The 25,876-nt window shown below is 69.0% G+C and carries 29 protein-coding genes and 1 tRNA gene; 14 read left to right on the top strand and 16 right to left on the bottom strand.

Annotated features, from left to right (window positions below):
• Nucleotides 1–45: 45 nt before the first annotated feature.
• The gene (locus ACGFI7_RS06925; protein WP_393400161.1) at nt 46–597 is read right to left on the bottom strand and encodes a GNAT family N-acetyltransferase; all 552 of its coding nucleotides are present in this window, start codon (nt 595–597) and stop codon (nt 46–48) included.
• Between the two features lie 221 nt (nt 598–818).
• Between ACGFI7_RS06925 and ACGFI7_RS06920 the strand changes: the two genes are divergently transcribed.
• Genes ACGFI7_RS06920 through ACGFI7_RS06910 form a run of 3 tightly spaced genes read left to right on the top strand, consistent with a single transcriptional unit; the run spans nt 819 to nt 4,152 of the window.
• Nucleotides 819–1,496, top strand: a complete 678-nt coding sequence (locus tag ACGFI7_RS06920; protein WP_393400159.1) for a hypothetical protein — start codon at nt 819–821, stop codon at nt 1,494–1,496.
• A 29-nt stretch (nt 1,497–1,525) separates the two neighbouring features.
• Nucleotides 1,526–2,413 (top strand): protein phosphatase 2C domain-containing protein, encoded by an 888-nt coding sequence (locus ACGFI7_RS06915; RefSeq protein WP_393400157.1) that lies wholly within the window; start codon nt 1,526–1,528, stop codon nt 2,411–2,413.
• Complete coding sequence (locus tag ACGFI7_RS06910) at nt 2,410–4,152, top strand: hypothetical protein (RefSeq protein ID WP_393400155.1); 1,743 nt, start codon at nt 2,410–2,412, stop codon at nt 4,150–4,152. Before ACGFI7_RS06915 ends, ACGFI7_RS06910 begins: the two co-directional genes overlap by 4 nt.
• 24 nt (nt 4,153–4,176) lie before the next feature.
• Here the strand turns inward: ACGFI7_RS06910 and ACGFI7_RS06905 are convergent, their stop codons facing one another.
• Nucleotides 4,177–4,848: a winged helix-turn-helix transcriptional regulator gene (locus ACGFI7_RS06905; protein WP_393400152.1), complete on the bottom strand. Its 672-nt coding sequence runs from the start codon at nt 4,846–4,848 to the stop codon at nt 4,177–4,179.
• 85 nt (nt 4,849–4,933) lie between these two features.
• Between ACGFI7_RS06905 and ACGFI7_RS06900 the strand changes: the two genes are divergently transcribed.
• Both ACGFI7_RS06900 and ACGFI7_RS06895 read left to right on the top strand, forming a co-directional pair.
• On the top strand, nt 4,934–5,500 hold the full coding sequence (locus tag ACGFI7_RS06900; RefSeq protein WP_393400150.1) for a dihydrofolate reductase family protein: 567 nt from the start codon (nt 4,934–4,936) through the stop codon (nt 5,498–5,500).
• Between the two features lie 193 nt (nt 5,501–5,693).
• Nucleotides 5,694–6,494, top strand: coding sequence for a maleylpyruvate isomerase family mycothiol-dependent enzyme (locus ACGFI7_RS06895; RefSeq protein WP_393400148.1), 801 nt, complete (start codon nt 5,694–5,696; stop codon nt 6,492–6,494).
• A 918-nt stretch (nt 6,495–7,412) separates the two neighbouring features.
• Here the strand turns inward: ACGFI7_RS06895 and ACGFI7_RS06890 are convergent.
• From ACGFI7_RS06890 to ACGFI7_RS06875, 4 genes are all read right to left on the bottom strand, one after another.
• Nucleotides 7,413–7,571 (bottom strand): hypothetical protein, encoded by a 159-nt coding sequence (locus ACGFI7_RS06890; RefSeq protein ID WP_393400146.1) that lies wholly within the window; start codon nt 7,569–7,571, stop codon nt 7,413–7,415.
• 661 nt (nt 7,572–8,232) lie between these two features.
• Nucleotides 8,233–8,682, bottom strand: coding sequence for a type II toxin-antitoxin system VapC family toxin (locus tag ACGFI7_RS06885; protein ID WP_393400143.1), 450 nt, complete (start codon nt 8,680–8,682; stop codon nt 8,233–8,235).
• Nucleotides 8,648–8,851 carry a hypothetical protein gene (locus ACGFI7_RS06880; protein WP_063843019.1) on the bottom strand — a complete coding sequence of 68 codons (204 nt, stop codon included), beginning with the start codon at nt 8,849–8,851 and terminating at the stop codon, nt 8,648–8,650. Before ACGFI7_RS06880 ends, ACGFI7_RS06885 begins: the two co-directional genes overlap by 35 nt.
• A 57-nt stretch (nt 8,852–8,908) precedes the next feature.
• On the bottom strand, nt 8,909–9,133 hold the full coding sequence (locus ACGFI7_RS06875; protein ID WP_393400140.1) for a transposase: 225 nt from the start codon (nt 9,131–9,133) through the stop codon (nt 8,909–8,911).
• Between the two features lie 481 nt (nt 9,134–9,614).
• Between ACGFI7_RS06875 and ACGFI7_RS06870 the strand changes: the two genes are divergently transcribed.
• Entirely contained in the window at nt 9,615–10,205 is a 591-nt protein-coding gene (locus ACGFI7_RS06870; protein WP_393400138.1) for a hypothetical protein, read from the top strand.
• A gap of 392 nt (nt 10,206–10,597) precedes the next feature.
• Nucleotides 10,598–11,065: a hypothetical protein gene (locus ACGFI7_RS06865; protein WP_393400135.1), complete on the top strand. Its 468-nt coding sequence runs from the start codon at nt 10,598–10,600 to the stop codon at nt 11,063–11,065.
• Nucleotides 11,066–11,166: 101 nt separating this feature from the next.
• Here ACGFI7_RS06865 and ACGFI7_RS06860 read toward each other — a convergent pair whose 3' ends face one another.
• The gene (locus ACGFI7_RS06860) at nt 11,167–11,568 is read right to left on the bottom strand and encodes a hypothetical protein (RefSeq protein WP_393400133.1); all 402 of its coding nucleotides are present in this window, start codon (nt 11,566–11,568) and stop codon (nt 11,167–11,169) included.
• A gap of 361 nt (nt 11,569–11,929) precedes the next feature.
• Between ACGFI7_RS06860 and ACGFI7_RS06855 the strand changes: the two genes are divergently transcribed.
• Nucleotides 11,930–12,358 carry a hypothetical protein gene (locus tag ACGFI7_RS06855; protein ID WP_393400130.1) on the top strand — a complete coding sequence of 143 codons (429 nt, stop codon included), beginning with the start codon at nt 11,930–11,932 and terminating at the stop codon, nt 12,356–12,358.
• Nucleotides 12,359–12,883: 525 nt separating this feature from the next.
• On the opposite strand, the gene ACGFI7_RS06850 is transcribed toward ACGFI7_RS06855, so the two are convergent.
• The 7 genes from ACGFI7_RS06850 to ACGFI7_RS06820 all read right to left on the bottom strand — a co-directional run bounded on the left by ACGFI7_RS06850 (nt 12,884) and on the right by ACGFI7_RS06820 (nt 15,977).
• Nucleotides 12,884–12,955: transfer RNA gene (locus ACGFI7_RS06850), tRNA-Val, on the bottom strand.
• 17 nt (nt 12,956–12,972) lie between these two features.
• Complete coding sequence (locus tag ACGFI7_RS06845) at nt 12,973–13,923, bottom strand: ROK family protein (RefSeq protein WP_393400128.1); 951 nt, start codon at nt 13,921–13,923, stop codon at nt 12,973–12,975.
• Between the two features lie 65 nt (nt 13,924–13,988).
• Nucleotides 13,989–14,315 carry a hypothetical protein gene (locus ACGFI7_RS06840; protein ID WP_393400125.1) on the bottom strand — a complete coding sequence of 109 codons (327 nt, stop codon included), beginning with the start codon at nt 14,313–14,315 and terminating at the stop codon, nt 13,989–13,991.
• A 23-nt stretch (nt 14,316–14,338) separates the two neighbouring features.
• Entirely contained in the window at nt 14,339–14,791 is a 453-nt protein-coding gene (locus ACGFI7_RS06835) for a peroxiredoxin (protein ID WP_393400122.1), read from the bottom strand.
• A 39-nt stretch (nt 14,792–14,830) separates the two neighbouring features.
• A complete protein-coding gene (locus tag ACGFI7_RS06830) occupies nt 14,831–15,259 on the bottom strand; it encodes a DUF3052 domain-containing protein (protein WP_393400119.1) in 429 nt (142 codons plus the stop codon).
• A gap of 117 nt (nt 15,260–15,376) precedes the next feature.
• Complete coding sequence (locus ACGFI7_RS06825) at nt 15,377–15,784, bottom strand: secondary thiamine-phosphate synthase enzyme YjbQ (RefSeq protein WP_393400116.1); 408 nt, start codon at nt 15,782–15,784, stop codon at nt 15,377–15,379.
• Between the two features lie 10 nt (nt 15,785–15,794).
• Nucleotides 15,795–15,977 (bottom strand): DUF1918 domain-containing protein, encoded by a 183-nt coding sequence (locus ACGFI7_RS06820; RefSeq protein ID WP_393400113.1) that lies wholly within the window; start codon nt 15,975–15,977, stop codon nt 15,795–15,797.
• Between the two features lie 389 nt (nt 15,978–16,366).
• Here ACGFI7_RS06820 and aceE point away from each other — a divergent pair, with 389 nt between their 5' ends.
• The 3 genes from aceE to ACGFI7_RS06805 all read left to right on the top strand — a co-directional run bounded on the left by aceE (nt 16,367) and on the right by ACGFI7_RS06805 (nt 21,669).
• The gene (gene aceE / locus ACGFI7_RS06815; protein WP_393400110.1) at nt 16,367–19,165 is read left to right on the top strand and encodes a pyruvate dehydrogenase (acetyl-transferring), homodimeric type; all 2,799 of its coding nucleotides are present in this window, start codon (nt 16,367–16,369) and stop codon (nt 19,163–19,165) included.
• A gap of 247 nt (nt 19,166–19,412) precedes the next feature.
• Nucleotides 19,413–20,918, top strand: a complete 1,506-nt coding sequence (locus tag ACGFI7_RS06810) for an alpha/beta hydrolase (RefSeq protein WP_393400108.1) — start codon at nt 19,413–19,415, stop codon at nt 20,916–20,918.
• Between the two features lie 10 nt (nt 20,919–20,928).
• A complete protein-coding gene (locus ACGFI7_RS06805; protein ID WP_393400105.1) occupies nt 20,929–21,669 on the top strand; it encodes a maleylpyruvate isomerase family mycothiol-dependent enzyme in 741 nt (246 codons plus the stop codon).
• Between the two features lie 243 nt (nt 21,670–21,912).
• Here the strand turns inward: ACGFI7_RS06805 and ACGFI7_RS06800 are convergent, their stop codons facing one another.
• Together ACGFI7_RS06800 and ACGFI7_RS06795 are read right to left on the bottom strand one after the other, a co-directional pair.
• Nucleotides 21,913–22,644: a helix-turn-helix transcriptional regulator gene (locus ACGFI7_RS06800; protein WP_393400103.1), complete on the bottom strand. Its 732-nt coding sequence runs from the start codon at nt 22,642–22,644 to the stop codon at nt 21,913–21,915.
• Between the two features lie 55 nt (nt 22,645–22,699).
• On the bottom strand, nt 22,700–23,719 hold the full coding sequence (locus ACGFI7_RS06795) for a PHP domain-containing protein (RefSeq protein ID WP_393400101.1): 1,020 nt from the start codon (nt 23,717–23,719) through the stop codon (nt 22,700–22,702).
• A 92-nt stretch (nt 23,720–23,811) separates the two neighbouring features.
• Between ACGFI7_RS06795 and ACGFI7_RS06790 the strand changes: the two genes are divergently transcribed.
• The 3 genes from ACGFI7_RS06790 to ACGFI7_RS06780 are packed head-to-tail and all read left to right on the top strand — an operon-like array spanning nt 23,812 to nt 25,808.
• The gene (locus ACGFI7_RS06790) at nt 23,812–24,228 is read left to right on the top strand and encodes a hypothetical protein (RefSeq protein ID WP_393400099.1); all 417 of its coding nucleotides are present in this window, start codon (nt 23,812–23,814) and stop codon (nt 24,226–24,228) included.
• A 3-nt stretch (nt 24,229–24,231) separates the two neighbouring features.
• Nucleotides 24,232–25,380: a glutathionylspermidine synthase family protein gene (locus ACGFI7_RS06785; protein WP_393400096.1), complete on the top strand. Its 1,149-nt coding sequence runs from the start codon at nt 24,232–24,234 to the stop codon at nt 25,378–25,380.
• Entirely contained in the window at nt 25,377–25,808 is a 432-nt protein-coding gene (locus ACGFI7_RS06780) for a DUF350 domain-containing protein (protein ID WP_393400093.1), read from the top strand. Before ACGFI7_RS06785 ends, ACGFI7_RS06780 begins: the two co-directional genes overlap by 4 nt.
• Nucleotides 25,809–25,876 lie beyond the last annotated feature (68 nt).

Here is a 25,876-nt window from a genome sequence, read left to right as displayed (position 1 = left end):
TCCCCTCCGGAGAGTAGGCGGGACGGGCCGCCTACTCCCCCGCCGTCAGCCCGGCGGGCGGCGCAGGTCCTTGTGGTAGACGCGGTAGTCGCATGAGCTGGCCAGATGCGGGGCGAGCTCGGGGTAGCTCTCCTCCAGCAGACCGACGCGGACGAGCCGGTAGCCGATCCGGGTGTACCACTGGCTCAGGTACTCCTTGAAGGGGTGCGTCCACTCCCTGGGTGTCAGCACCTCCAGCTGCATGACCTCCGCGCCGCGCTCGCGGCCCAGTTCCTCGGCGAAGGACACCAGCCGCGAGCCGATGCCGGCCCCGCGGTGCGCGGGATCGGTCGCCAGCATCCCGAACTCGGCCTCCCCGCTCTCCAGCTGCCGCACGCGGACGCCGCCCACGACCCGGCCGTCCAGCCACGCCACCGCGATCTCCCCCGCCTTCACCAGGGCGGTCATCTCCTCCGTGCTCGTACGGGAGACCTCCCCGGCCCACAGCCCCTCTTCCGAGGCCTCGTAGACGCGGTTGACCAGCTCGGTCAGCTCGCCGACGAGCACGCTGTCGTCCGCGGCCTCGGCGGGCAGCAACCGGACCTCGACCTGCGCCATTGGACCTCCACACCGGCACGGAAGGGGAAATTTCGTATCAATCTACTGTCTCGCCCACGCCTGTCCCGGCGCGTGAAGACGACAAGAAACGGCGGTTACCCCTCTTGTGTCGACATTCCGGCCAAAGCCAACATTTCCCCGTTTTGTGTCTTTGATCTTCTCTTTTGGGGCGCTACTGTCTCCCTGGCAACAGCGGGAGTCAAGAAAGCGGTGAGTGCGCGGTGGCGGAGACGCGGGGGGTGCTGCTGCCCGCCTATGTGGTGGCCGACGAATCGGCGTCCATGGGCCCGTACTACCAGGACCTGTCCAGAGGGCTGGCGTCGCTGTGCGACGGGTTACGCGCCGAGCCGATGATCGCCGCGAAGGTGCGGCTCGCGATCATCGGGTTCTCCGACGACGTGCAGCCGCGGCAGGGGCTGAGCGACATGCGCAGGGTGGACCGGCTGCCGCAGCTCGCCGTCCGCGGCGCGACGAACTACGGCGCCGCCTTCGCCGACCTGCTCGGACGCATCCCCCACGACGTGGCGATGCTCAAGAACGACGGCTACAAGGTGCACCGCCCGGTCACGTTCTTCCTGAGCGACGGCCAGCCCACCGACGGCAACCGCTGGCACGACCCCCACCGCCGGCTCGTCGACCGCGAGACGTCGCCGTTCGCGCCCAACATCATCGCCTGCGGGATCGGGGCGGCCCGCGCCGACACGATGCTGCAGGTCGCGACCCGCCGGGAGTTCGCCTTCATCGCGCTGCCCAGCGCCGACATCGGCCGGGCCATCGCGGAGTTCTTCCACGCGCTGACGGCGAGCCTGGTCGCGTCCGGCAGGGCCATGGCGGACGGCAGCCCGCAGCTCGTCGTGAACCGGCCGGACCAGTTCCGGCTGGCCATCGACGAGGTCTGACGCCCCCGTACGAGTCAGGAGACGTGTCCGTGGAACGCACGCAGCGGACCCCGGCGTGGCAGCGGGTCGTCATCGACATCCCCGGCCTGGAGTTCGAGCCGACACCGCCGCGCCTTCGAGGAGGCACGCCGCCCGACGCCGAATGCGACGGGTGGTCCACCCCGGCCGTCACGCTGCGTTCGGCTTCCGTGCGGGGCGAACGCCACCGCTACTACCGCCAGCCCCGGCAGGACGCCACCTGCGCCGTCGTCCACGAGGCGACGGGAACGGTGGTGTTCGCCGTGGCCGACGGGCTGTCCAGCGCCACGGCCGCGGCGGTCGGCTCGGCCGAGGCCTGCCGGGCGGCGGTCTGGGCCGTCCACGCGCGACTCGACGAGGGCCGGCCCGGCCACGACTTCCCCGGGGTCGTCCGGGACGCGGCGGAAGCGCTGCACCGGCGGGCGGCGGCGCTGCTGCGCCAGGAGCCAGGACCGGCGCAGGTGGCGGAGCTCGTCGCCACGACGCTCGTCGCGGGCACCGCCCGCCCCGGCGCGGACGGCCTGGAGATCTCCCTGTTCCGGGTCGGCGACTCGGGCGCGTGGGTGCTCGATCCGGGCCGGTCCCGCTACCACCCGCTGTTCGCCGGCAAGAGCGACGGAGACCTGGTCGCCACCGCGGTCGCCGGCCTGCCCAGCGTGCCGGCGACGCTGGACCAGTGGTCGGGCACGCTGCTGCCCGGACACGTGCTGCTCGTCGCGACCGACGGGTTCGGCGACCCGCTCGGCGACGGCGACGGCCAGGTGGGCGCGCTGTTCGCCGAGCACCTGGCCACGCCGCCGGCCCCGCTCTGGCTGGCCCACCTGCTCGACTTCTCCCGGGAGACGTTCGACGACGACAGGACACTGCTGGCCCTCTGGCCCCGGAGCGAGGCCCGATGAGCACCATCGAACGCACCGCACTCGCGCTCGGCCACCGCCTCGGCGTGGGTGGCCAGGGCACCGTCCACGAGGTGCTCGACCGCAAGATCAACAGCCAGTGGGACGTCGCCTACAAGGAATACGACCCCGCCGTCCTGGACGACCTGGACGTCGGCGCGCTCACCGCCATGACCGAGCTGATCGGCCGGCTACCCGGCTGGGACGCGGCGTGGCTGTGCGACAAGACGGCCTGGCCCGCCGCGCTGGTGGAGTCCGACGGCGCCGTCACCGGCTTCCTGATGCGGTCCGTGCCGCACCGGTTCTCCTTCGACCTGCGGTCGCTGTCGGGCACCGTGCGGAAACTGGCGACGATGGAGTTCCTGCTCAACGACGACGCCTACATCGGCGGCATCGGGCTGCGGGTCAGCGACCGCGACCGCCTGCTCCTCCTGGCCGACCTGGCCGACACGCTCGCCCGGCTGCACGCGATGGACATCGTGGTGGGCGACCTGTCACCGAAGAACCTGCTGTTCACCGTCGAGGCGTCCCCCGAGTGCTTCCTCATCGACTGCGACGCGATGCGGCTGGACGGGGCGGAGGCCCTGCCCCAGGTGGAGACGCCTGACTGGCAGATCCCCGCCGACGAGCAGAAGGGCACCCGGGAGAGCGACGCCTACAAGTTCGCGCTCCTGGCCGTCCGCGTCTTCGCACGCGACCAGACCTCGGCGGACCCCGCCAGGCTGGCCGCCGTCAGCCCCGCCCTGGCCGACCTGGCGGCCGCCGGACTCCACCAGCCCCCGCCCGATCGCCCCACTCCCGCGCGATGGGCCGAGCAGCTCAGGCAGGAGGCGCGGGTGGCCTCCACCCGGACCACGCCCCTGCCGCCGCCTCCCATGCCCCCGCCCGTACCGCCGCCCGTGTACCACCCCGTACCGCCGAAGAAGAGCAGTCTCGGCCTCATCGTCGGCATCGGCGCGGGCGTGGTCGTCGTCGGGGTGATCGGCCTGGTGCTCATCCTGGTGGCCGTGAACTCGCTCGCGAACCTGGGCACCCCGTCCGGGCTGGGCGAACCCTCCTCCAGCAGCAGCTCCCCCTTCGGGCCGTCCCTGGCGCCGTCCTCGGAACCGTCCTCCGACTCTCCCTCTGACCTGCCCACGGAGGAGCCGGCCGAGGAGCTGACCGAAGAACCGACGGAGGACCCCTTCAGCCCCGCCGACCTCGACGAGCAGAGCACCGACCCGACCCCGCTCACTCCCTCGGCCCTGCTCCCGGACTCCTTCACCAGCGCCAAAGGGGTCCGCTACACCCTCCGGGCGAGCGGCGTGAACAAGTGCCCCGCCGCCTACCACGACAACAACATCCGCACCGCACTCCGCAAGGCGCGCTGCGCCAAGATGGTCACCGGCGCCTACGTCAACCCGGGCGCGCCCGCCAACCAGCGGATCATGGTGGCCGTCTGGGTCGTCCCGCTGAAGGACGCGACCAGGGCCGCCACCGCGTACGGCAGGGTCGCCGACGCCTACGCGCAGGATTGGGGCATCGTCTGCCCCCGCAAGGGGCCCGGGGCGGGCCTGTGCGACACGGGCACCTGGAGCACCGCCCAGGCGTACGGGTGGAGCGGATCGACACACCGCTACCTGATCAAGACCATGGCCATCTACACCAACCGCACCACCGCCTCCAGCGCCGTCCCCTGGCTCAAGGACGCGTCCAAGGCGGGCTACAACGCGGTCGGCCCGATGGTCTACCACGACAACTGACGACGGCGGCGCACCGGCCCGCCGTCAGAGGGCGACGGACTCGCTGTACGGGACGCGGAACACCGACGAGAACTCGGCGAGCAGCGCCGCGTCCCCGCTGACCGTCACCGCCCCGGTGGCCACGGCCTCGTCCGGCTCGATCACCCCCGCCAGCAGGTCCCGGAAGCCCGCCCCCGCGACGATGACCAGGTCGGGATCGTCGCGTTCACCGGCCTCCACCGTGACCGCCCCGTCGTCGATCGTCGCGCACGCGGCAGCCTCGCCGGATCTGACGACGAACACCCGGCGGAGCCCCTTGGGCGGCGTCTGCCCTCCGGCGACAGCCCCCCGCAGCCCGGCCACCAGGGCGGCCGTGGTGACCACCTCGCCGGCGCGCGGTTCGCGCATCGCCCCGGCGCCCCAGCGTCCGAGCGCGTCCAGGGCCGGCGTGAGCTCCTCGGCCCGCGGCGTCGCCCGGTAGACGACCGACCGCCGCTGCCCGCCCAGCAGCTCACGGGTCACCAGCCCGTCGTCCTCCAGCTCCCGCAGCCGCGTCGCGAGGACGTTGCTCGGGATGCCGGGCAACTCCGCCGCGAGATCGGAGTAGCGGCGCGGGCCCACCAGCAGATCTCTGATGATCAGCAGCGTCCAGCGCTGCCCGACGACCTCGGCGGCGCGAGCCAGCCCGCAGAACTGACCGTACTCACGTCTGGGCATGGGCTGATTCTAGGTTGTTGACTTCATTTTCACAAGCATGCTTCACTTTAGCAAGTAACTTGTCTGTCGAACAAAGGAGCACCCCATGGCCAGCCCCCTGATCGTCGACATCTTCCTCTCCGTCGACGGCTGGGCCGGAAGCGACGGCCTGCCCGGCTACTTCGGCTATTTCGGCCCCGACCTCGACCGGTGGATCAAAACAGAGAGCGACGCGCCCCAACTGGTCGTGATGGGCCGCCGCACGTACGAGGCGCTCGACGGACTCCCCGAAGCGGCCAAGGACGAGTCCTGGCACCAGCTGACCCAGCTCGACAAGGTCGTGTTCTCCACGACCCTGACCCGGACCGCCTGGCCGAACACCAGGATCCTCAGCGGCGACCTGACCCAGGAGATCCAGCGGCTGAAGGCCGAGAGCACGACCCCCCTCCGGACCATGGGCAGCCTCTCCCTCGCCCGCCAACTCGTCAGCGCGGGCCTGGTCGACCGCCTCCGGCTGATGACCTTCCCGCTCTTCGCCGGCGAAGCAGGCCGCGACGCGGCTTTCACCGGCATCACCTCGGCCGACCTCGAACTCGTCTCCCATCACGTCCTCGACGGCCGCATCCTGCTGAGCGAATACCACCCCACAGGCAAGGACATCCCCCGCGCCTGACCCCGCCGACGGGCACCCGCACCTTTCCCCCAGTCGCAGCGCAGAGCGGCCCACCTCACCGTTGACCTGGGCGAAGAAGTGGATGGTGGAGGCGTCCATCTCGGCGTACTCTTCGGAGCCCCACCGCAAATGTCCGGGAAATGTCCTGTCGGCGCCCTGGCCACAGGAATGTCCTTCGGTGAAAATCGGCCGCATGACCCATATCCCTCAGGGGCCGACGGACGCGTCCACCTTCTTGAAGGCTGTCGTCGCGCAGACGAGCACGCTCGCCGCTTGGGTGGACGGCAAGGATGCGACGATCCCGGTGCCGACCACTCCGAAGTGGACGCTGGCCGATCTTGTCGACCATATCGGCGCGACACAGCGCATGGTGGCCATGCTCGTGGGTGAGCGGATGACCGAGCCGAGCTCGGCGTTCGCCCGCTATGTTCCGGCTCCTACCGACTCGACCCAGTGGGGCGCCTGGCTGACCGACGCCGCGGCCGAGGCCGAGCAGGCGTTCGCGTCGGTCGCCGCCGACACGCCGGTGTGGGATCCGTCGGGCGCCGCCGCGGGCGTGGCGTTCTGGTCACGCCGGCTGCTCGGCGAGGCCTGCGTGCATCGCGCGGACGCGGCCGCGGCGCTGGGCATGCGGTACGAGCTGACACCGGAGATCGCCGTCGCGGCCGTCGAGGACTGGCTGGACACGATGACTTCCCGCGGCTACTGGGAGAACCGTCCGGACTTCGCCGACGCGATGCGCGGCGACGGCCAGACCCTGCACTTCCACGCGACCGACGCGCCCGGGGAGTGGCTGGCACGCCGGGAGCCGGACAGGGTCGCCCTGGAACGCACACACGCCGAGGCGGACATCACCGTAAGCGGTTCAGCCACCGAACTCCTCCTGGTCATCAGCAGGCGCCGCCCGCTGAGCGCTGCTTCCACGCTGGAGCTACAGGGCGATCGGGCACTGTTCACCCACTGGATCGAACACATGGACTGGGTTACCGACTGAGGCCCGTAGGTATCGCGGGAACGATCGCCCAGACAGGATCTCAACTTCCCCGAACAGGTGAGACGTGCGCAAGCTACACAACCGGAGATAGAAGCGCCCAGGAGAGGAAGCCCACACCGACCACAACGTATTGGAACGACAGAAAGATCAGCGCCAGGGACAATCCGTACGACCAGCCAGTTACCACCATGTTCATCGACGTCGAAACGCAGGAAAGACCCACGAATAACTGCCCCAAGCCCTGACGAACCGGGTCGTACTTCGTACGCCTACCTCTGAACGGTCGAGGGAGCCGTTTGGTAACCAGCGTGTAGATCCCGGATGCAACGCCGAGACACGCGAACCCGAAGGCGATCGCCCATTCCACGGTGAAGCCCGTTCGAGTCACCTCCTGGGGCCGCAGGCGCAAGCCTGCCCTGCTGGAAGTCATCCTGCCGGATCGCCGAAACGAAGATCAAGTGCGAGGCACTCACACACCGAGCCCGCACAGCCACCAGTCAACAGCTTCCCCTCAATACGAACACATATTCGATTCGACCAAAGGATAGAACCGGCCTTCACCGTAAAGATCACAATGAGGCCTGTCTCTGTCGATCATCACAAATTGACCGGAAGTGTCAGGCCGACTCGACATAGGCGCAACCCACCACGACAGCCAGTCTGAGCATGAAGATCCCATCCTCCAGGAGGAAACATGCGCAAACTGTTCATCGCCCTGGTAGCCGCCGTCGCCGTCACCGCCCTGGCCGCAAGCCCCGCCGCCGCTGCGACGGTGAGCACGCTCATCTTCATGGTCTGACCTCCGCACCTGGCGAGGCCGGCGGGCCGCACCCGCACCGCCGCCCACCGGCCCGTCAAGCGCCACGACCAGAGCAGCGATCATCCTGAGACCAGAGCCCCACGCCGGACGCATCGGGTTCAGCGGCCCGCGATGCACGGACACGTGCCGTCGTCATGCTTGTAGTCGTAGAACCTCGGGTGCCCGCAATAGCAGATGCTGGTCCACATGCGCTCCGGGTCACTGGAGTTCTCGGGCCCCGCCCCGCACGCGGGACAGACGGAAGGCTCGTCGTCCATGACGGCACTGTACGACGCGGCGGCGTACCGATGATCGGCGCGTTCATCGGGGCCCGCGCGACGGCCGTACGGCATGCACGCCACGTGGATCTGCCCGCACAACGGAACCCAACACAAGGCCGCCGAGGATGCCGAGAAGTTGTCGACGTTCTACGATGCCCTGGCCGAACACAGGGCGGACTGGTTCCAGCGCACAGCCGTGCAACATCCGGCGCGCGGTCAAGTGGGACAAGAACACATCGAGAAGATCGGCTTCCCGGCCTGCACTTCCCCGACCTGCGACACACCGGAAGCACGATCGCCGCCAGTTCCGGCGCGAGTCTCAACGATCTCATGCAGCGTAGGGGACACGGCTCCGTACGAGCAGCCTCGATCTACCAGCACCGCACGGCGGAAGCCGACGCCAAGATCGCCAAAGCCTGATGGCACGTCAATGGCACGAAGCCCCGTTTCCTTGATCGAGACGGGGCTGATGTCGCAGGTGGGCGGTACTGGGTTCGAACCAGTGACCCCTCGCTTGTAAGTCAACCCCAGGAAGGGGCGGGACCAGCACCAACACCCGCCCTGACCTGGCCCTGCAGTCCCATGGCCGTCCCACGTCGTCCAGGCTCGTCCACGGCGATTGTCACCCAGATAGTCACTCAGACGGCAGCGTCCGTGATCAGCCGGGCAGCAGTGTGAAAGCCTCGACGTGGCGTGGGCGCACAATTCGGAAGTGCCGGTGGTCGACTGTCGCGACCTCCCTCAGCCCCAGGCGCTCGGCGATCGCGATGACGGCGGCGTCCACCAGTCCGAGAGGGAGGTCGACGTACCTCTCGACGAGTTCGGCCATACGAGGAAGGTCCTCGTCCTCCAGCTCGGCTAGATGGAAGCCGCTACCGCCGAACGACTTCAGGAACGTGACCTCGGCATGCGGGCCGACACGCGACTCCAGAAGGTAGCCGACCTCTCCCATGACCGGCGACGGCACGAGCAGCGGTCCCTCAGCCTGGCGAAGCAGCTTGAGACATGCCTGGTGGTGCTTGTCCTTGGCATTGCCGACAGCGAGAAGGACTCCAGTGTCACACAGGAGCACCTCAGCGGCCCATCTCGGAGCGCAGAATTTCCTCATGGCGTTCGGCAAGGTCCGGCTCAGCCTCGAACGACGCAAAGAACGGAAGGTCACGCTCCGCGGGTGCAGGCTCGTCCAGCCGCCCACGGATCAACTCCAGAGCGGGCCGCAGCTCCGACTCCGGCAACTGGTCCACGAGATGGTGCAGCTCTTCGCGCATGACGCTCATGTTGCCAGTCTAGGCCTGAGGCCTAAGAAGGGCACGAGTATCAGACGTAGCCCGGCGCTAAAGCCGGGCCAGCTCCTCCTGCTCGGACTCCTCCAGCGCCTTACCCCCGTTGCCGTTGTACTGCTCGTCCAACCGGCCCATCTGCACCCAATTGTGCAGCGTGTACGGGCTGATCCCCAGATCCTGCGCCACCTGGGCCACGGGTTTACCGGTCTCCTTCACGATACGCACCGCACCCGCCCGGAACCCCGGATCAAAGCGCCGCCGCGTGACTGCTGCCACGACCAAACCTCTTCCGGTTCGGTCTCCACGCTACGGGGGGAAGGCCAATCCGTCGGCCGAGAGGTCGTGGCCGGCATGCCATACGGGAGGCCTTTCCACCCCCTCAGCCCGCGCGGCCGCCGCGCGAGACCGACCCTCAGGCGGCACGCTCGTCGTCCATGACGGCACTGTACGACCCGGCGGCGTACCGATGATCGGCGCGTTCATCGGGGTCCGCGCGACGGCCGTACGGCATGCGCTCCACGTGGATCTACCGCACAACGGAACGCGCCAGGAAGACCGCTGATGCCTTGAACGTCAGAATCGCCGCAGCTACCAGCGTATCTTCAGAAGACATCCCAGCTCCAGCTACGACTCGGTAGGCACCTCTGGTGTCACTCGGTTGTTCACCGACCTCTTGTTATGTCTACGTGCACTCGATCATGGGCAGACGGTCCACAAATGTTGCTCATCGAGCTTTTCGATCACGCAGCATGGAGGTATGGAGAACTTCTGGACAGGGGCTATTGCAGGATTATTAGGTGCGTTCGTAGGCGGCTTTTTCACTGCCTGGGGTGCACGTCTTCAAGTGCGCGGAATGCTGGACGCCGCACGACTGGAGATTGATGCAACAGTCAGGCAAGAGCGAAAGACTCGGCAAGTAGCGGCACAGCACACTGCATTAGTCGAAATGTTCAGGATAGTCGGAAGATGCATGCACCTCTTGGACGATGAACTAGATAGACATAGGCCGCACGATACCGGCGCAGACTGCGAAGGCCTCGCATCGTCCGAATTGAGACAGGCACGCACCGAGCTTGAATGTGCTTATTGGGCATACATTCACGAGATTGATGAGGATGACGACAATAAGACAGACCCTACCCCGATCGAGAAGCTTATGTTTTTCTTGTATGACATATGCTACAGGGACGCGGACCGTGCAGCGAAACACATCCCAGATTTTGCCAAAGACGGCAGCGTGAAAGACTGCAACTATCATCTCGCAATCAATCTGACAGGAACCATCTTGGCGTTTGATGCCGTCGAGTATTTACGCATCATTCGAAAGACAGTGGATTTACAAAATTAGCCCCGGTCATACGTACAACTGCCCCACCGCCCTCCCGTCTGTCGTCGACCCGCTGTGGAGCCGCAGCAGACCAGAGACGGAGAGTCCTCCGCATACGCTGCGTCATCTGGCTAGGGCAGGATGAGGCCGACCCAGCCCACTGCGAAGAAGGCGGGTGACGCAGATCTGGAGCGCTGAGGGGAAAGGACCATGCCGACCTTGCCCTGGCGGGGTTAAGGATTCCAGGCAAGCATATGGCGCCATGTACGGTAAGGCTGTGGTCGAGCATGCCGAGGAGTTATCGGCGTTCTACGATGCCCTGGCCGAACACGGGTGGACCTGCGCACCACCGATCCGATCAAGTCCACGTTCGCCACGGTCCACTGGTTGAGCGTCCCGAAGGGTGTGGCGACGTGAGCGACCGCACGCAGCAGCCCTCCGACGACGTGCATCAACGGTTCGCCCACTACCTGCGGGAGCTGGCGGATGTCCGCCAGGAAGACGAAGCCGAGTTGGCGCGGTCGATCCTGCGCGATCCCGATGCCGTGATGGCGCAGTCGGCGGTGGTACAGCATCTGGACCGGCGGGCAGCGCAGTTGCTCATCGCCGACGAGTTCGCCGACTGGGTGCACGCCATGTCCGCGGTGACCGCAGAGCACCAGTTCCTCGTCCAGCGCCTCCGGGAATGGACCCTGCTCAGGGCGGTCGCCGTCGACGCCCCCTGGAGGCCGGAAGATCTTCTCGCCGCCTCCGACTGGTTCCAGCGCACAGCCGTGCACATCCTCACCTCCCCAGCCGCGCTGCGCTTGCTCGCCGGCGAGGGCAGGACACGACGCGTACGCACGACCGCCGACCATCGACTGGCCCAGCAGCGCCGATAGCCAGTTACGATCCAAGACCGTCGCGATTTCTCGCTATGAGAACTCCTACGATGGAATGCGTGAACGGTGGACCGCTACCCCTTCCTGGGCCCGTGCACCGATCAGCTTCCATGCAAATGCCGCTGGAAATCAGCGGCTATCTGCGCCAGATGCTCACCGTACTCCGGCTCGGTCGGCTGAAACTCGACACGACGGCCTTCACGGTGGGCGACCAGCCAGCGATGGCCAGTGTGCTGGTCAAGCTGAGCGGTATAGATGGCGCGAAGAATAACCGGCCGGTAGACCAATTGCGCTCTCCAGCCACCCACGTACTTGGCCTTGATGTGCGCCATCGCCGGCCTGCGGCGGCGGTGCGCATAGCCGACCACGGTGACCGTTTCGTGGCCCATGCCCGCGAACCCGCCGACCACATATAGCTTCGCCCCCGCCGGAAAGATCCTCTGGCTCCGAAATTCGGCCTGAGGGCCGTTCTGGCTGTATGGATACGGCAGCAGGGTGCCCACGATGCACCACTCCGGACTCCACGTCTCCTCACTCACCGGACTATTTGACCATGATCGCCGAGTGTGACGATGCCCTCACGCTGCAAGGAGCGGAGGCGGTCCCGTGGCTGGTCTGCCAGAGCTTGCACAGGGACGGCGGCAGAAGGACAGGCTTCCACGACAATCCGCTCAGACGCTCGTCTTGGACATAGACGAGCTCTGGCTTCTGATTGAGCAGTCTGCCTTACCCGCTGCACCCGCCTTACACTTGTCTGACGTTATCCGTACACCCGAAGAACGGCCGCAGCGCTCTCGGGCCGGAAGCCGACAATGGCGTCACGGGCCTCGGGGAATGGCGGCTGCACCACGATGAGCAGCGTCGATGCCGATGGCCCCGGAGGTGCGTGTGAAGGTTCGGTACAAACGCGCTGTTTCGATCCCGACTCTGGTTGCCGGCGTGCTCGTGATCCTGGCGGGGATATGGCTGTGCGCAACCGGCACGTACGATGCCGGCATCCCCGCCCTCGTCGCCGGGGTGGTGCTGACCGGCATAGGCGCGACCTATCTCGGCCTCATGCCCTACTTCGTCGTCACCGACTCGGAGGTCGTCGTCCCGATGATGCGGGGAGACAGGGCGCGCACGACGCTCAAGCCGGGCGAGCGACTGGCCGTCCACGAGAATCGTCTCGTCGTCGTCCGCCCCGGGCAACGCACTCCCGTTCCGGTCTATCGAGGGATGGCCCATCCGGACGACTGGAACGCCCTGACCACCGCCCTCGCCCAGAACCACCCGGACCAGCAGCGCCCGTGAACCGTCCGGCAACGCGACGGCCGCCCGGCGCGTCGAGTGACTAATACCGGCACCCAGAACGCCTCCGTCCGACGTCGGCAAGCCTCTCGAACCACGCCTGCTGGGCCGTACGTCCTCGGCCGAATCACACGCGATCTTTCCCACACCCGCCCCCGCCCGGTCTTCGGGGAGCCACCTCCCCCACCGGAGACATGGCTTTCAACAGGTGAACCGTATCCGTCGTGTCGTCGCACTGGTGATGGTCGCAGTCGGAGTAGCGCTGCCGTGGCGCAGGAGCCGCTGGTCTCCGTCCTGGAGTGGATCCGTCGGCCGAGAGGCCCGTGGCCGTCATGCCATACGGGCGGCCCTTCTACCCCCTCAGCCCGCGCGCCGCCGCACGACACCGACCTTCAGGCGGCACGCTAGTAATCCCGGAGTCAATCATTCCCGCGCCGCGAGCGCACCCGACGGCGGCTTCGCGCAGACCGGGCCCCTCATAGCACGAAGCCCCGTTTCCTTGATCGGAGACGGGGCTGATGTCGCAGGTGGGCGGTACTGGGTTCGAACCAGTGACCCCTCGCTTGTAAGGCGAGTGCTCTACCGCTGAGCTAACCGCCCCTGATCGGCACTACACCTTACGACACCAACGGCGCCGCTCGCACATCCACATCCCAGCCCGGGCCGAGTTCGGGGCGGCCGGCGGCGCGCCAGCCGAGGAGGGCGGCGCCGAGCATGCCCGCGTCGACTCCGAGGGCGGCCGGCAGCAGCGGGGGCGCCTCTCTGAAGGACAGGCGTTTGACGAGGCGGGTGCGTACGGGGTCGAAGAGGGCGGGGCCGGCCTGGGAGAGGCCGCCGCCGAGCACGATCATGGCCGGGTCGAGCAGCAGCGTGTAGGTGGCCAGGGCGAGCGACAGGGCCTCCACGGCCTCGTCCCACACCTCGATGGCGATCGGGTCGTCGGAGATGACGACCTGTTCGGCCTTGGCGCCTTCCAGGCCGGCGCGCTGACTGTAGCGGCGGCCGACGGAGGCGGCGGAGGCGTACGTCTCCAGGCAGCCGTACTGGCCGCAGGCGCACTGTTCGCCGTCGGGGAAGACGGGGATGTGGCCGATCTCGCCGCTCCAGCCGGCCGTTCCCTCGTACGGGGCGCCGTTGATGATCATGGCGCCGGCGATGCCGGTGCCGATCGGCAGGAACAGGAAGTCGGCGGCGCCGCGCCCGGCGCCGAGCACGCTCTCGGCGAGGCCACCGGTGCGGACGTCGTGGCCGAGGATGACGGGCACGCCGAGGTCGGTGAAGTCCTTGGCGGGGACGTCGCGCCAGCCGAGGTTGGCGGCGTAGATGGCGGTGTGCTCCGACACCAGGCCGGGCACGGCGAGGCCGACTCCCGACGGCGGGCCGTCACCGGTCTCGGCCAGGTGGCCGATGAAGTCGCGGATGGCGGTCACGACCGCCTCGGGGCCTTCGGCGCGCGGGGTGGGGCGCCGCTCGGCGAGCAGGACGGCGCCGTCCTCGCTGACCAGGCCGCCCTTCATGGACGTGCCGCCGACGTCGAGCGCGACGACGTACGCAGGTGTGTGGGACACGGAAGGAGACGATAGCGCAGCTCAGCGTTTGTCTGGAAAAGTCCCCAGCGGTCAGGCCTCTACGGTCAGGTACGGCCGAGCACGCGGTTGAGTGCGGCCTCCACCTCGGCCGAGAGGCCGGGCGGCGGGCCCGAGGCGAGCAGGGCGCCGGAGTCGACGGGCGCGGGGGTCTCGGCCATCCGCACGGCCCCGCAGGAGCGGCATTCGACCTCTCCGAGCCGGCAGATCAGGGCGACCGACCCGCATCCCGCGCACGTGTCGAGATCGAGGTCGTGCAGCCGTTGACAGTCCGGGCAGACCAGCACCTGGGTTTCACGACGGACTCCGCGTCTCCACGGGCTGGCGCCGCGGACCGGGTCGGTCTGCCGGGCCCCGCAGCGGTAGCAGGGCATCGTTTCCTCCAGTTTCGGGCCTTCTAGGAGATGTCGGCGAGTGCCTTGAGATAGTCGGCGACGTCGCGCGCCTCGCCGATCGGATTGACCACCGACCAGCGGATCACACCCTCGCCGTCGATGATGAAGGTCCCCCGGTGCGCGAAGCCCTTCGCCTCATCGAACACACCGTACGCCCGCGCAACCTGTCCATGTGGCCAGAAATCGGAGAGAAGCGGGAAAGCGTAGCCCTCCTGGTCCGCCCAGGCGCGGTGGGCGAAGAGGGAGTCCACGGAGACGGTGAGGAGTTGCGCGTCGGCCTGGAAATCGCGCAGCGCGGCCAGCTCACCGTGACATACCCCGCTGAACGCCAGCGGGTAGAAGACCAGCACGACACGCCTGCCCCTGAACTGGGACAACCGCACCGGGCTGCCGTGCTGGTCCTGGAGCTCGAAATCCGGAGCGGCGGCGCCGACCTCGGCAGGATGTCCGTTCACACGCCTCATCCTGCCGTACGGGGCTGACGCTCTCTCTCCTTACCGCCCGCCTTTGGGCGTGACGAGCCGGGTTCCCGACCAGTCGGGGGCGGCGGAGATGCTGCTGGTCTGCGAGAGGCCCGCGGTGACGGAGTCCTCACCGATGTCGCTCGGCTCCACATGGCCATCGCGCCCGGCCTTGGGAGTCAGCAGCCAGATCTGTCCGCCCTTGGCGAGACCTCGCATGGCGTTGGTCAGTGCGTCGAACAGATCACCGTCGCCGTCGCGCCACCACAGCAGCACCACGTCGACGACGTCGTCGACGTCCTCGTCGAGCAGTTCGTTGCCGGTCAGGTCTTCGATGGACTCGCGAAGCTTCTCGTCGACGTCCTCGTCCCAGCCGATCTCCTGCACCACCTGACCCGGCTTGAGGCCGAGCCTTTCGGCCAGGCCGCGCTCGCCCTGCGCCTGACCCGCGGTCGCGCTCACGTTTATCCCTCCTGCTTGAGTGGCCCCGCATATGCGGTTTATCGCTTCGGGACAGTCCACACGCTGTGACCCTCAGTCGTCAACGGTCGCCACGGGTGCGGCCGTACTCGGTCAGTCTCAACCCGGCAAAAACGACAGCCGAACCTGGCGTTGCGGGTTGTCGACATTGAGGTCGACGAGGGCGACGGACTGCCAGGTGCCGAGCGTCATCCTGCCGCCGAGCACCGGGATCGTGGCGTACGGCGGGATGATCGCGGGCATGACGTGGGACCTGCCGTGACCTGGTGATCCGTGCCGGTGACGCCAGCGGTCGTCGGCCGGCAGCAGGTCGCGCAGCGCGGCGATCAGGTCGTCGTCGCTGCCCGAGCCGAGCTCCAGCAGTGCCACGCCGGCCGTGGCGTGCGGGACGAAGACGTGCAGCAGCCCGTCCTCACCCTGCGCGCGGACGAATCCGGCGCATTCGGCGGTGATGTCGTGCACCGTCTCACGCGTACCCGTGGTCACGGTGATGAGTTCGGATCTCACCTGTTGGATCCTACTGAGGCACGATGACCGCGTCAGGGCCGGGAAACACCAGCGCCGTGTGGCCGTCGTCGAACCTCACCGTGTAGGGCGGCCCGCCGTCGGGGTCCTGGACCTCGATGATGACGCCGCCCCGGTCCCTTTCGCCAACGGTATTCCCATGCACCAGGAGCCGGTCGCCTACCGTCGCATTCATACGTCCAGATTCGTACGGGGAACGCCCGACGGAAAGAGGGGATTCGTCCGCGTCCACCCAAGAGCGGGTAAGGGAGGACCGAAACCGGGCGGAACGTCCCGGCCATGACCGTGTCGAAGCTGAGACTTTGCTGGCAATCTGCCGGGATCGCCCGAGGCGACCGCCGTAAGGGACCCCGGGTGGTGACGGCGCCCCTGGGCGGGGGGATACTCGAAGCGTGAGGCAAAAATCCGTAGCTTTTCCGGTCTTGGTAAATTGACCGGCCGTTGTAACCTTGGCCCGTGATTCGTCCTACCATCGGTGGTCTAGGCCATCGATGGCGGCCCTGCCAGCAGGGATGTCCTGGTTACTCACCGGTAGAGATGCACTTTCCACCGGGAGCGACCAGGATGGAAAGCGACCCAGACCAGACATCAGTCATCCTCGGAAGGCGAGACCCAGTGGCTTCCGGACGCCAGCGTTTCTCGATCATCAGCGACGGCCTACCCAGTCAGTTGCCTGATGTCGACCCCAGTGAGACCAACGAGTGGCTCGAGTCCCTCGACAACGTCGTGAAGACGGAGGGCCGCACCCGAGCTCGCTATCTGATGCTCCGCATTCTGGAGCGGGCCCGCGAGCACCAGGTCGGCGTGCCGGGCCTGCGCAGCACCGACTACATCAACAGCATCCCGCCGGAGCGCGAGCCCTGGTTCCCCGGCGACGAGCACGTCGAGCGGCGCATCCGCGCCTACATCCGGTGGAACGCGGCGATCATGGTGTCGCGGGCCAACGCCCGCACCAACGTCGGCGGTCACATCGCCACCTACGCCTCCGCCGCGTCGCTCTACGAGGTGGGCTTCAACCACTTCTTCCGCGGCAAGGACCACGGCGAGTCGGGCGACCAGGTGTTCTTCCAGGGCCACGCGGCCCCCGGCATCTACGCCCGCGCCTTCCTCGAGGGCCGGCTCAACGAGAGCCAGCTCGACGCGTTCCGGCAGGAGCTGTCGCACGGCTTCCACGGCCTGCCCTCCTACCCGCACCCGCGGCTCATGCCCGACTTCTGGGAGTTCCCCACCGTCTCCATGGGCCTGGGCCCGATCAACGCGATCTACCAGGCGCGGTTCAACCGCTACCTGCTCAACCGCCAGATCAAGGACACCAGCCGCAGCCACGTATGGGCGTTCCTGGGCGACGGCGAGATGGACGAGCCCGAGTCGCTCGGCGCGATCGGCGTGGCCGCCCGCGAGGAGCTCGACAACCTCACGTTCGTCATCAACTGCAACCTGCAGCGGCTCGACGGCCCGGTACGCGGCAACGGCAAGATCATCCAGGAGCTGGAGGCCTACTTCCGCGGCGCCGGCTGGAACGTCATCAAGGTCGTGTGGGGCCGCGACTGGGACCCGCTGCTGGCCGCCGACGTCGACGGCGTGCTGGTCAACCAGATGAACACCACCCCCGACGGCCAGTTCCAGACCTACTCGGTGGAGTCGGGCGCCTACATCCGCGAGCACTTCTTCGGCACCGACCCGCGGCTGCGCAAGATGGCCGAGCACCTCAGCGACGACGACATCCGCAAGCTGTCGCGCGGCGGCCACGACTACCGCAAGGTCTACGCGGCCTTCAAGGCGGCCCGCGAGCACGTCGGCCAGCCGACGGTCATCCTGGCCCAGACCATCAAGGGCTGGACCCTCGGCAAGGACTTCGAGGCGCGCAACGCCACCCACCAGATGAAGAAGCTCACCAAGGCCGAGCTCAAGGAGTTCCGCGACCGGCTCTACCTGCCGATCCCGGACTCGGCGCTGGAGGGCGAGCTGCCGCCGTACTTCCACCCGGGCGAGAACGACGCGGAGATCCAGTACATGAGGGAGCGCCGCGCGGCGCTCGGCGGCGTGCTGCCCAAGCGCACCAACCGCGCCAAGCCGGTCAAGCTGCCCGGCGACGAGGTCTACAAGAGCTTCACCAAGGGCTCCGGCAAGCAGCAGGTCGCCACCACGATGGCGTTCGTCCGGCTGCTCAAGGACCTCATGCGCGACAAGGAGATCGGCCACCGGTTCGTGCCGGTCATCCCGGACGAGGCGCGCACGTTCGGTCTGGACGCGATGTTCCCGACGGCGAAGATCTACTCGCCGCACGGCCAGATGTACGAGGCCGTCGACCGCGAGCTGCTCCTGTCGTACAAGGAGGCCGTGCAGGGCCAGATCCTGCACGAGGGCATCAGCGAGTCGGGTTCGATGGCGTCGGCGATCGCGGCCGGCACCTCGTACGCCACGCACGGCGAGCACATGATCCCGATCTACATCTTCTATTCGATGTTCGGGTTTCAGCGCACCGGCGACCAGATGTGGGCGATGGGCGACCAGATGGGCCGCGGCTTCCTGCTCGGCGCCACGGCCGGCCGCACCACGCTCAACGGCGAGGGCCTGCAGCACGAGGACGGCCACACGCCCCTGATCGCCTCCACCAACCCGGCGGCGGTCATCTACGACCCGTCGTGGGCGTTCGAGGTGGCCCACATCGTCAAGGACGGCCTGCGCCGCATGTACGGCGACAAGCCCGAGGACGTGTTCTACTACCTGACCGTCTACAACGAGCCCTACCTGCAGCCGGCCCAGCCCGCGGGCATCGACGTCGACGGCCTGCTCAAGGGCCTCTACAAGTACGCCGACGGGCCGCAGGCGCAGGGGCCGAAGGCCAACATCCTGGCCTCGGGCGTGGCCGGGCCGTGGGCGATGGAGGCCCAGCGGATGCTGGCCGACGACTGGGGCGTGTCGGCCACGGTCTGGTCGGCCACCTCCTGGACCGAGCTGCGCCGAGACGCCCTCGCCTGCGACGAGCACAACCTGCTCAACCCCGACGCCGAGCAGCGCGTGCCCTACGTGACGCGGGTGCTGTCGGAGGCCCAGGGCCCGTTCGTGGGCGTCAGCGACTACATGAAGGCCGTGCAGGACCAGATCGCGCAGTGGGTGCCGGGTGACTGGTCCTCGCTGGGCACCGACGGGTTCGGCCTGTCCGACACCCGCTCGGCGCTGCGCCGCCACTTCCACGTGGACGCCGCGTCCATCACGCTGGCCGTGCTGACCAGCCTGGTCAAGCGGGGCGAGCTCGACGGCGAGGTGCTGCGCGAGGCGATCGCCCGCTACCACCTGAAGAACGGCGTCACCGAGGCCGGCGGCCCGGAGACGAACGACACCCAGTCGATGGGCGTCTGACTCAGATGGGCGTCTGACTCAGATGGACGTCTGACTCAGATGGACGTCTGACTCAGATAGGCGTCTGACTCATCCGCCAGGCGCGCCCCCGCGAAGAACCTTTCGCGGGGGCGCCCTCGGTTCCGGGGCGCCCGGCCCGGGAGAGGCGGCGCGTGTGCGGAGGGGTGGCGCGCCGCCTGATCCCGTGCCCGGTCCCGTATTGTGGGCAGCACTTCCCCCGGAGACGACTAGGGGGAGACTGTCCGTGATGCGCCGCGTCCTCGCCGCCGCACTCGCCGCCACCACCATGACCGCCGGCTGCGTCAGCACCGCAGAGCCCGCCAGCGACGGCTCGCCGGAGACGACCGCCCCGCGGATCGCCTGGGGCCCGTGCACCGACATCGAGCGCCCTGACGGTGAGCCGCCGGCCCGCCAGGACCCGAACGTGCGCTGCGGGAAGCTGTCGGTGCCGCTGGACTATTCCGATCCCGGCGGCGAGCAGCTCCAGCTCGCCATGATCAAGATCCCCGCGGCCGACCGCAGCGCCCGGATCGGGTCGCTGCTGTTCAACTTCGGCGGCCCGGGCGCCTCCGGCGTCGACACGCTGGACCAGGCGGCCAAGGCGCTGTCGTCGCTGCGCGCCCGCTACGACCTGATCAGCTTCGACCCGCGCGGGGTCGAGCGCAGCTCGGGGGTGCGCTGCGGCACGGGCGCCGACCTGGACGCGTTCACCGCGCTGAACACGCTGCCGCCCGGCGAGGAGACGCGCCGGGCGATCGACGCGGCCAACCGCGAGTTCGCCGAGCTGTGCCGACGCGACTCGGGCAAGATCCTGCCGTACGTCGGCACGGTCAACGCCGCGCGCGACATGGACCGGATGCGGGCCGCGCTGGGCGACGAGAAGCTGCACTACGTCGGCATGTCCTACGGCACCCAGCTCGGCGCCGTCTACGCCACCCAGTTCCCCGGGAACGTCGGCCGCATGGTGCTCGACGCGCCGCTCGATCCGTCGGTGAGCTTCGAGGAGCGCACGCTGGCCCAGACCCGCGGCTTCCAGGACGTGTACGAGAGCTTCCTGAAGGCCTGCGTCAAGGAGCGGTGCGAGGTCGGCAACACCGTGAAGCGCGCCGACGAGAACGTGGAGAAGCTGCTCAACGACCTGGCCGCCAAGCCGCTCAAGGTCGGCAAGCGGGAGCTGACCCAGGGGCTGGCGTCCACGGGGGTGGCGTCGGCGCTCTACTCGGAGGTGACCTGGCCGTTCCTGGAGACGGCGCTCGGGCAGGCGCTCAAGGGCCAGGGGGGCGCGCTGCTCTACCTGGCCGACACCTACACCGGGCGGGCCGAGGACGGCACCTTCTCCACCCAGATGACCAGCTTCCCGGCCATCACCTGCGTCGACTCGGCCGAGCGGCCCGACGAGGCGACGCTGCGCCGCACCGAGGAGGCCGCGCTGGAGATCTCGCCGCTGTTCGGCAGCGAGGGCTCGGGCGGGCTGTGCGGCGTCTGGCCGGCCGCCGGCGACGACGAGGCCAAGCGGGTGGACGCCACCGGCTCGGCCCCCATCGTGGTGGTCGGGGGCAAGAACGACCCGGCGACCCCGTTCGAGTGGGCGCCCAGACTGACCGAGCAGCTCGGCACCGCCACGCTGATCACCTACGAGGGCGAGGGGCACGGCGCCTACCTGTCGGGCAGCCAGTGCGTGACCCGGCTGGTCGACGCCTACCTGCTCGACGGGAAGCTGCCCCGGCAGGGGGCGACCTGCCCGGCGGCCTAGGCTCTGGTGCGTGACGGATTACTGCTCCTTGGTGGAGAACGAGACGGCACGGGTGGCGGAGCTGGCCGGCGCGCCGGCGGACACCCCGGTGCCGGCGTGCCCCGGCTGGACCCTGGGCGACCTCATCACGCACCTGGGCACCATGCACCGGTGGGTCACCCACATGGTGTCGACCCGCAACCAGGACCGGCTCTGGTCGCGGGAGGTGCCCAACGGGCTGGCCGAGGGCGCGCACGGCGACGCGGCCTGGCTGGTGGAGGGGTCGGCCGAGATGGTGCGGACGCTGCGCGCCACCGACCCGGCGACGCCGCTGTGGACGTGGGGGCCGGGCGGCGACGCGGGCTGGTGGGCCAGGCGGATGACGTTCGAGCTGGTCGTGCACCGGGTGGACGCCGAACAGGCGCTCGGCCTGGAGCCCCAGGTGGACGCCGCGGTGGCGACCGACGGGGTCGATGAGCTGCTCGGCAACCTTTCCGGCGCCCCGTGGGTGCGGAAGCGGCTGGCGGAGCTGGGCCTGGAGGGCGCGACGTTCCACCTGCACGCGACCGACGTGCCGGGCGAGTGGACGTTCGTCCAGGGGACCGGCGGCGCGGTGACGTGGGAGCGCGGGCACGCCAAGGGCGACGCGGCGGTGCGGGCGCCGGTGCGCGACCTGCTGCTGCTGATGTACGGCAGGTGCTCGCTCGAGGGGCTGACGGTGTTCGGCGACCGGGCGCTGCTGGAGAGGTGGCTCTCGGCCTCGGGGCTGTGAGCCCCGGACGCGCCGCCACTCGGCGGTCGGCGGCGTGTCCGGGGCTATGGGCCGCCTCTGAGGGCGGCCGGACGCGGGCCCGGGCTCGCGGGGAAGGCGTTCGCCGGGCTCACGACGATCAGCCTCTCCGGCGGAAGAGCCCGGAGAGGTCGCCCGAGTGGTCGCTCATGGCAACTCCTCGGTGTTTCCGTACGAGACAAGAATGTGGCCCCGGCGCGACAACCCTATGTCGGTGTTTTCGAACTACTGATCGAGAACCGTGCCGCGTACGATCATCTCGGGCACCTCGGTGGCGAAGCCCTCCAGCGGCCGGTCGGGGCAGCGCTCGGCCGAGACGGCGGCGTTGACGATGCGGTCGAGGCGGAAGACGCGGACGTCGTCGCGGAGCCGGCACCAGGCGACGAGATACCAGAACCCGCCGCGCCCGCCCAGGAAGACGCCGGGCTCCACGTCGCGGGAGGTCAGCGCGCCCTTGGCGTCGGCGTAGTCGAGGCGCAGCACGCGGCGGCGCAGGAGGGCCTCCTCGATGGCGCGGGAGACGCCTTCGGCGCCGAGAGGGCGGGTCGGGCCGCCGGGCTCGGGCGGCTCGGTGACGAGCATGACGCGGCGGGCGAGCTCGCGGGCCAGCTCGCCCTCGCGGCCCGGCATGGCGGCCACGACCTTGCGTAACGCGCTGCGGGCCTGGCGGCCGAACGGCTGGTCGCCGGCCCGGCTGAGCGCCACCGCGATGGCCACCGCCTCGGCCGGGGAGAAGTTGAGCGGGGGCAGGGACATCTGCTTGTCGATCGCGTAGCCGCCCTTGCGGCCCGGCTCGGCGTAGATGGGGACCCCGGACTCCTGCAGCGCGGTGATGTCGCGCTCGATCGTGCGCACGCTCACCTCGAACCGCGCGGCGAGCTCGCGCGCGGAGCGGCAGCGCGGCGCGATGGCGCGCAGGTCCTCGACGAGCGCGTAGAGCCGATCGGTGCGGTTCACACTTGTGACGGTACGCTCCGCCACCGACAATCGCGGCCCCGCCGGGGTTTCCGCGTCAGCGGGCCCACTCCAGGAGCTCGTCCGCGGCCCAGGTGTTGACGATCCGCTCCGGCTCGACACCGCACTGCGCGGCCCGCTCGCAGCCGAACCGCTGCCAGTCGAGCTGACCGGGGGCGTGCGCGTCGGAGTCGATCGCGAACACGCAGCCCTGCTCGTACGCCTGGCGCAGCAGCCGCTTGGGCGGGTCGAGCCGGTCCGGCCTGGAGTTGATCTCGACGGCCACCCCGAACCGGCGGCACGCCTCGAAGACCAGCTCGGCGTCGAACTCCGACTCCGGCCTGCGCGCGCCGCGCTCGCCGCCCGCCCGCACGATCCGCCCTGTGCAGTGGCCGAGCACGTCCACGCGCGGGTCGGCGATCGCGGTGACCATCCGCCGGGTCATCTCCGTACGGTTCATCCGGAGCTTGGAGTGGACGCTGGCGACCACCACGTCGAGCCGGTCGAGCAGCTCGGGCTCCTGGTCGAGGCTGCCGTCGAGGTTGATGTCGACCTCGATGCCGGTGAGGACGCGGAACGGGGCCAGCTCGCGGTTGAGCCGGGCGACCACGTCGAGCTGCTCGCGCAGGCGGGCCGCCGGCAGGCCGCGGGCGATGGTGAGGCGCGGCGAATGGTCGGTCAGCGCCAGATAGCCGTGGCCGAGAGCGCGGGCCGCCTCGGCCATCTCCTCGATCGGCGAGCCGCCGTCGGACCAGTCGGAGTGACTGTGCAGGTCGCCCTTGAGCGCGGCGCGCAGCGCGGCGGCCTCCTCCCCCAGGTCGGCGCCCTCGGTGGCGCGCAGCCTGCGCAGGTAGGTCGGGACCTGCCCGTCCAGCGCCTCACTGATCACCAGCGCGGTCACCTTGCCGATGCCGGGCAGCTCGGCCAGGCCGCCCGAGCGCGCCCGCCGTACCAGCTCCTCGCGCGGCAGCTCGGTGACGACGGCGGCGGCGCGGCGGAAGGCACGTACGCGGTAGGCGGGCTCACCTGCGCGTTCCAGGAGAAAAGCGATCTCTCGGAACGCCTCGACCGGTTCCATACGTTCATCCCTACCAGAAGTGGCCAGACGGGGAATTGAACGGCCGGTAGCGGCCCCGCTAGGCTTTGCGACCGCGAGAGAGCAGGAGCTAGATGGCCGAGACGCCGCAGCACGCCCCCCGACCGGGCAAGGCGCAGCCCAAGAAGAAGTCGTCCAACGTCGTGACCCTCACGGTCATCGGCGTCGTTTCGGTCATGGTGGTCGGTTACTGCGCGGCCACCTCCAACTCCGAGGAGGTCACCGCCGACTGCGTCGACACCAGTGAGCGCGCCGACGACGGCTCCTACGTCGTCGTCGAGGACTACTACTGCGATGACGACGACGACGGCGGCAGTCATTACTACGGCTCCCGCGCGGCCTATCACTGGTACTACGGCGGCACCAGGGTCGGCAACCGGGTGCGCAGCGGCACCACGCTCCGCCCGTCCGACGCCAGCATCACCAGCCGCAACGGGCGCACGATCCAGCGCGGCGGCTTCGGCAGCTTCCGCAGCGGCGGCGGTGGCTGAGCGATGCGGCGTGAGCGCGGCGTCCCCCGCGAGGGCTGGGAGAAGACCATCGAGGGTCAGGGCCTGGCCTACCACCGGGCGGCGCACCCCGAGGGCCTGAGCCGCCCGTACTGGGACGAGTCGGTCCACTACGTCTTCTCGATGGCGGAGGTGGAGTCGCTGGAGGAGCAGGTCGAGGAGCTCCACGGGATGTGCCTGCAGGCCGCCGCCCACGTGGTCGAGACCGGGCGCTTCGCCGACTTCGCCATCCCCGAGTGGGCCGCCGACGACGTGGCCCGGTCGTGGGAGCGGCGCGACCCCCACCTGTACGCCCGGTTCGACCTGCGCTACGACGGCACCGGTCCGGCCAAGCTGCTGGAGTACAACGCCGACACGCCGACCTCGCTGCTGGAGTCCTCGGTGATCCAGTGGTTCTGGCTGCAAGACACCCATCCCGGCGACGACCAGTGGAACTCCATCCACGAGCGGCTCATCGACCGGTGGCGCGCGCTGCCCCTGCCGTCCGGCCCCACCCACTTCGCCTGGACCAACATGGACGAGACCGGCGAGGAGGCCATGACCCTGGCCTACCTCCAGGAGACCGCCGAGCAGGCGGGTCTGCTGACCGTCGCCGTCGCCATGGAGGACATCGGCTGGGACGAGCTCAACCGGCGCTTCGTCGACATGGACGAGCAGATGATCCGCTCGGTGTTCAAGCTCTACCCGTGGGAGTGGATGCTGTCCGAGCCGTTCGGCCGCCACGCGGTGCGCCACGCGACCTGGATCGAGCCGCTGTGGAAGGCTCTGCTGTCCAACAAGGCGCTGCTGGCCGTGCTTTGGGAGCTGTTCCCCGGCCACCCCAACCTGCTGCCCGCCTACCTCGACGGCCCGCGTGAGCTGGAGTCCTACATCGCCAAGCCGCTGCTCGGCCGCGAGGGCGCCTCGATGCGGGTGGTCACCCCCGCGCTCAGCCACGAGACACCCGGCTCCTACGGCCAGGAAGGCTACGTCTTCCAGGGCTTCGAGGCGCTGCCCGAGTTCGACGGCCAGCGGCCCGTGCTCGGCGCCTGGATGATCGCCGACGAGGCGGCAGGGCTGGGCATCAGGGAGACCACCGGCCTGATCACCGACGACACCTCGTCCTTCGTACCTCACCGAATCGAGCTCACATGACTCTGCTGGAGACCCTCGCCCGTGGCGCGGGCGCCATCGCCTCCTACGCCGCCGTCGGCGTCATCCTGATGATCGTCGGCTTCTACGTGATCGACCTGGCCACGCCGGGCCGGCTCAGCGAGGTCATCCGCAGCCAGCGCAACCCGAACGCCACGCTGCTGGCCTCCTCCGCGATGGCGGCCGTGGGCCTCATCGTCGCGGCCTCGATCTGGTCGTCCGGCGGGCGGCTGGCCGAGGGCCTGGCGGGCACCGCCGTGTTCGGCCTGGTCGGCATCGTCGTGCAGACGCTGGCGATGCTGCTGTTCGACCGGGTGGCCGGCATCTCGGTGCGCGAGCTGGTCAAGGAGCCCGAGCTGCAGCCGGGCGCGCGGCTGCTGGCCGTCACGCACGTCGCGATCGGCCTGATCACCGCCGTCGCGGTCATCTGATGCGACCTGGCACTCTAGGAGCGTGACAGACCGGACGCGGGAGGACACCACTCGCAGGCTCGAGCGCG

The organism is Nonomuraea sp. NPDC048826 (assembly GCF_043198225.1).
Classification (GTDB): domain Bacteria; phylum Actinomycetota; class Actinomycetes; order Streptosporangiales; family Streptosporangiaceae; genus Nonomuraea.
Note: the sequence above shows the minus strand (reverse complement) of the source record. Positions and strands in the feature narration are given on the sequence as shown.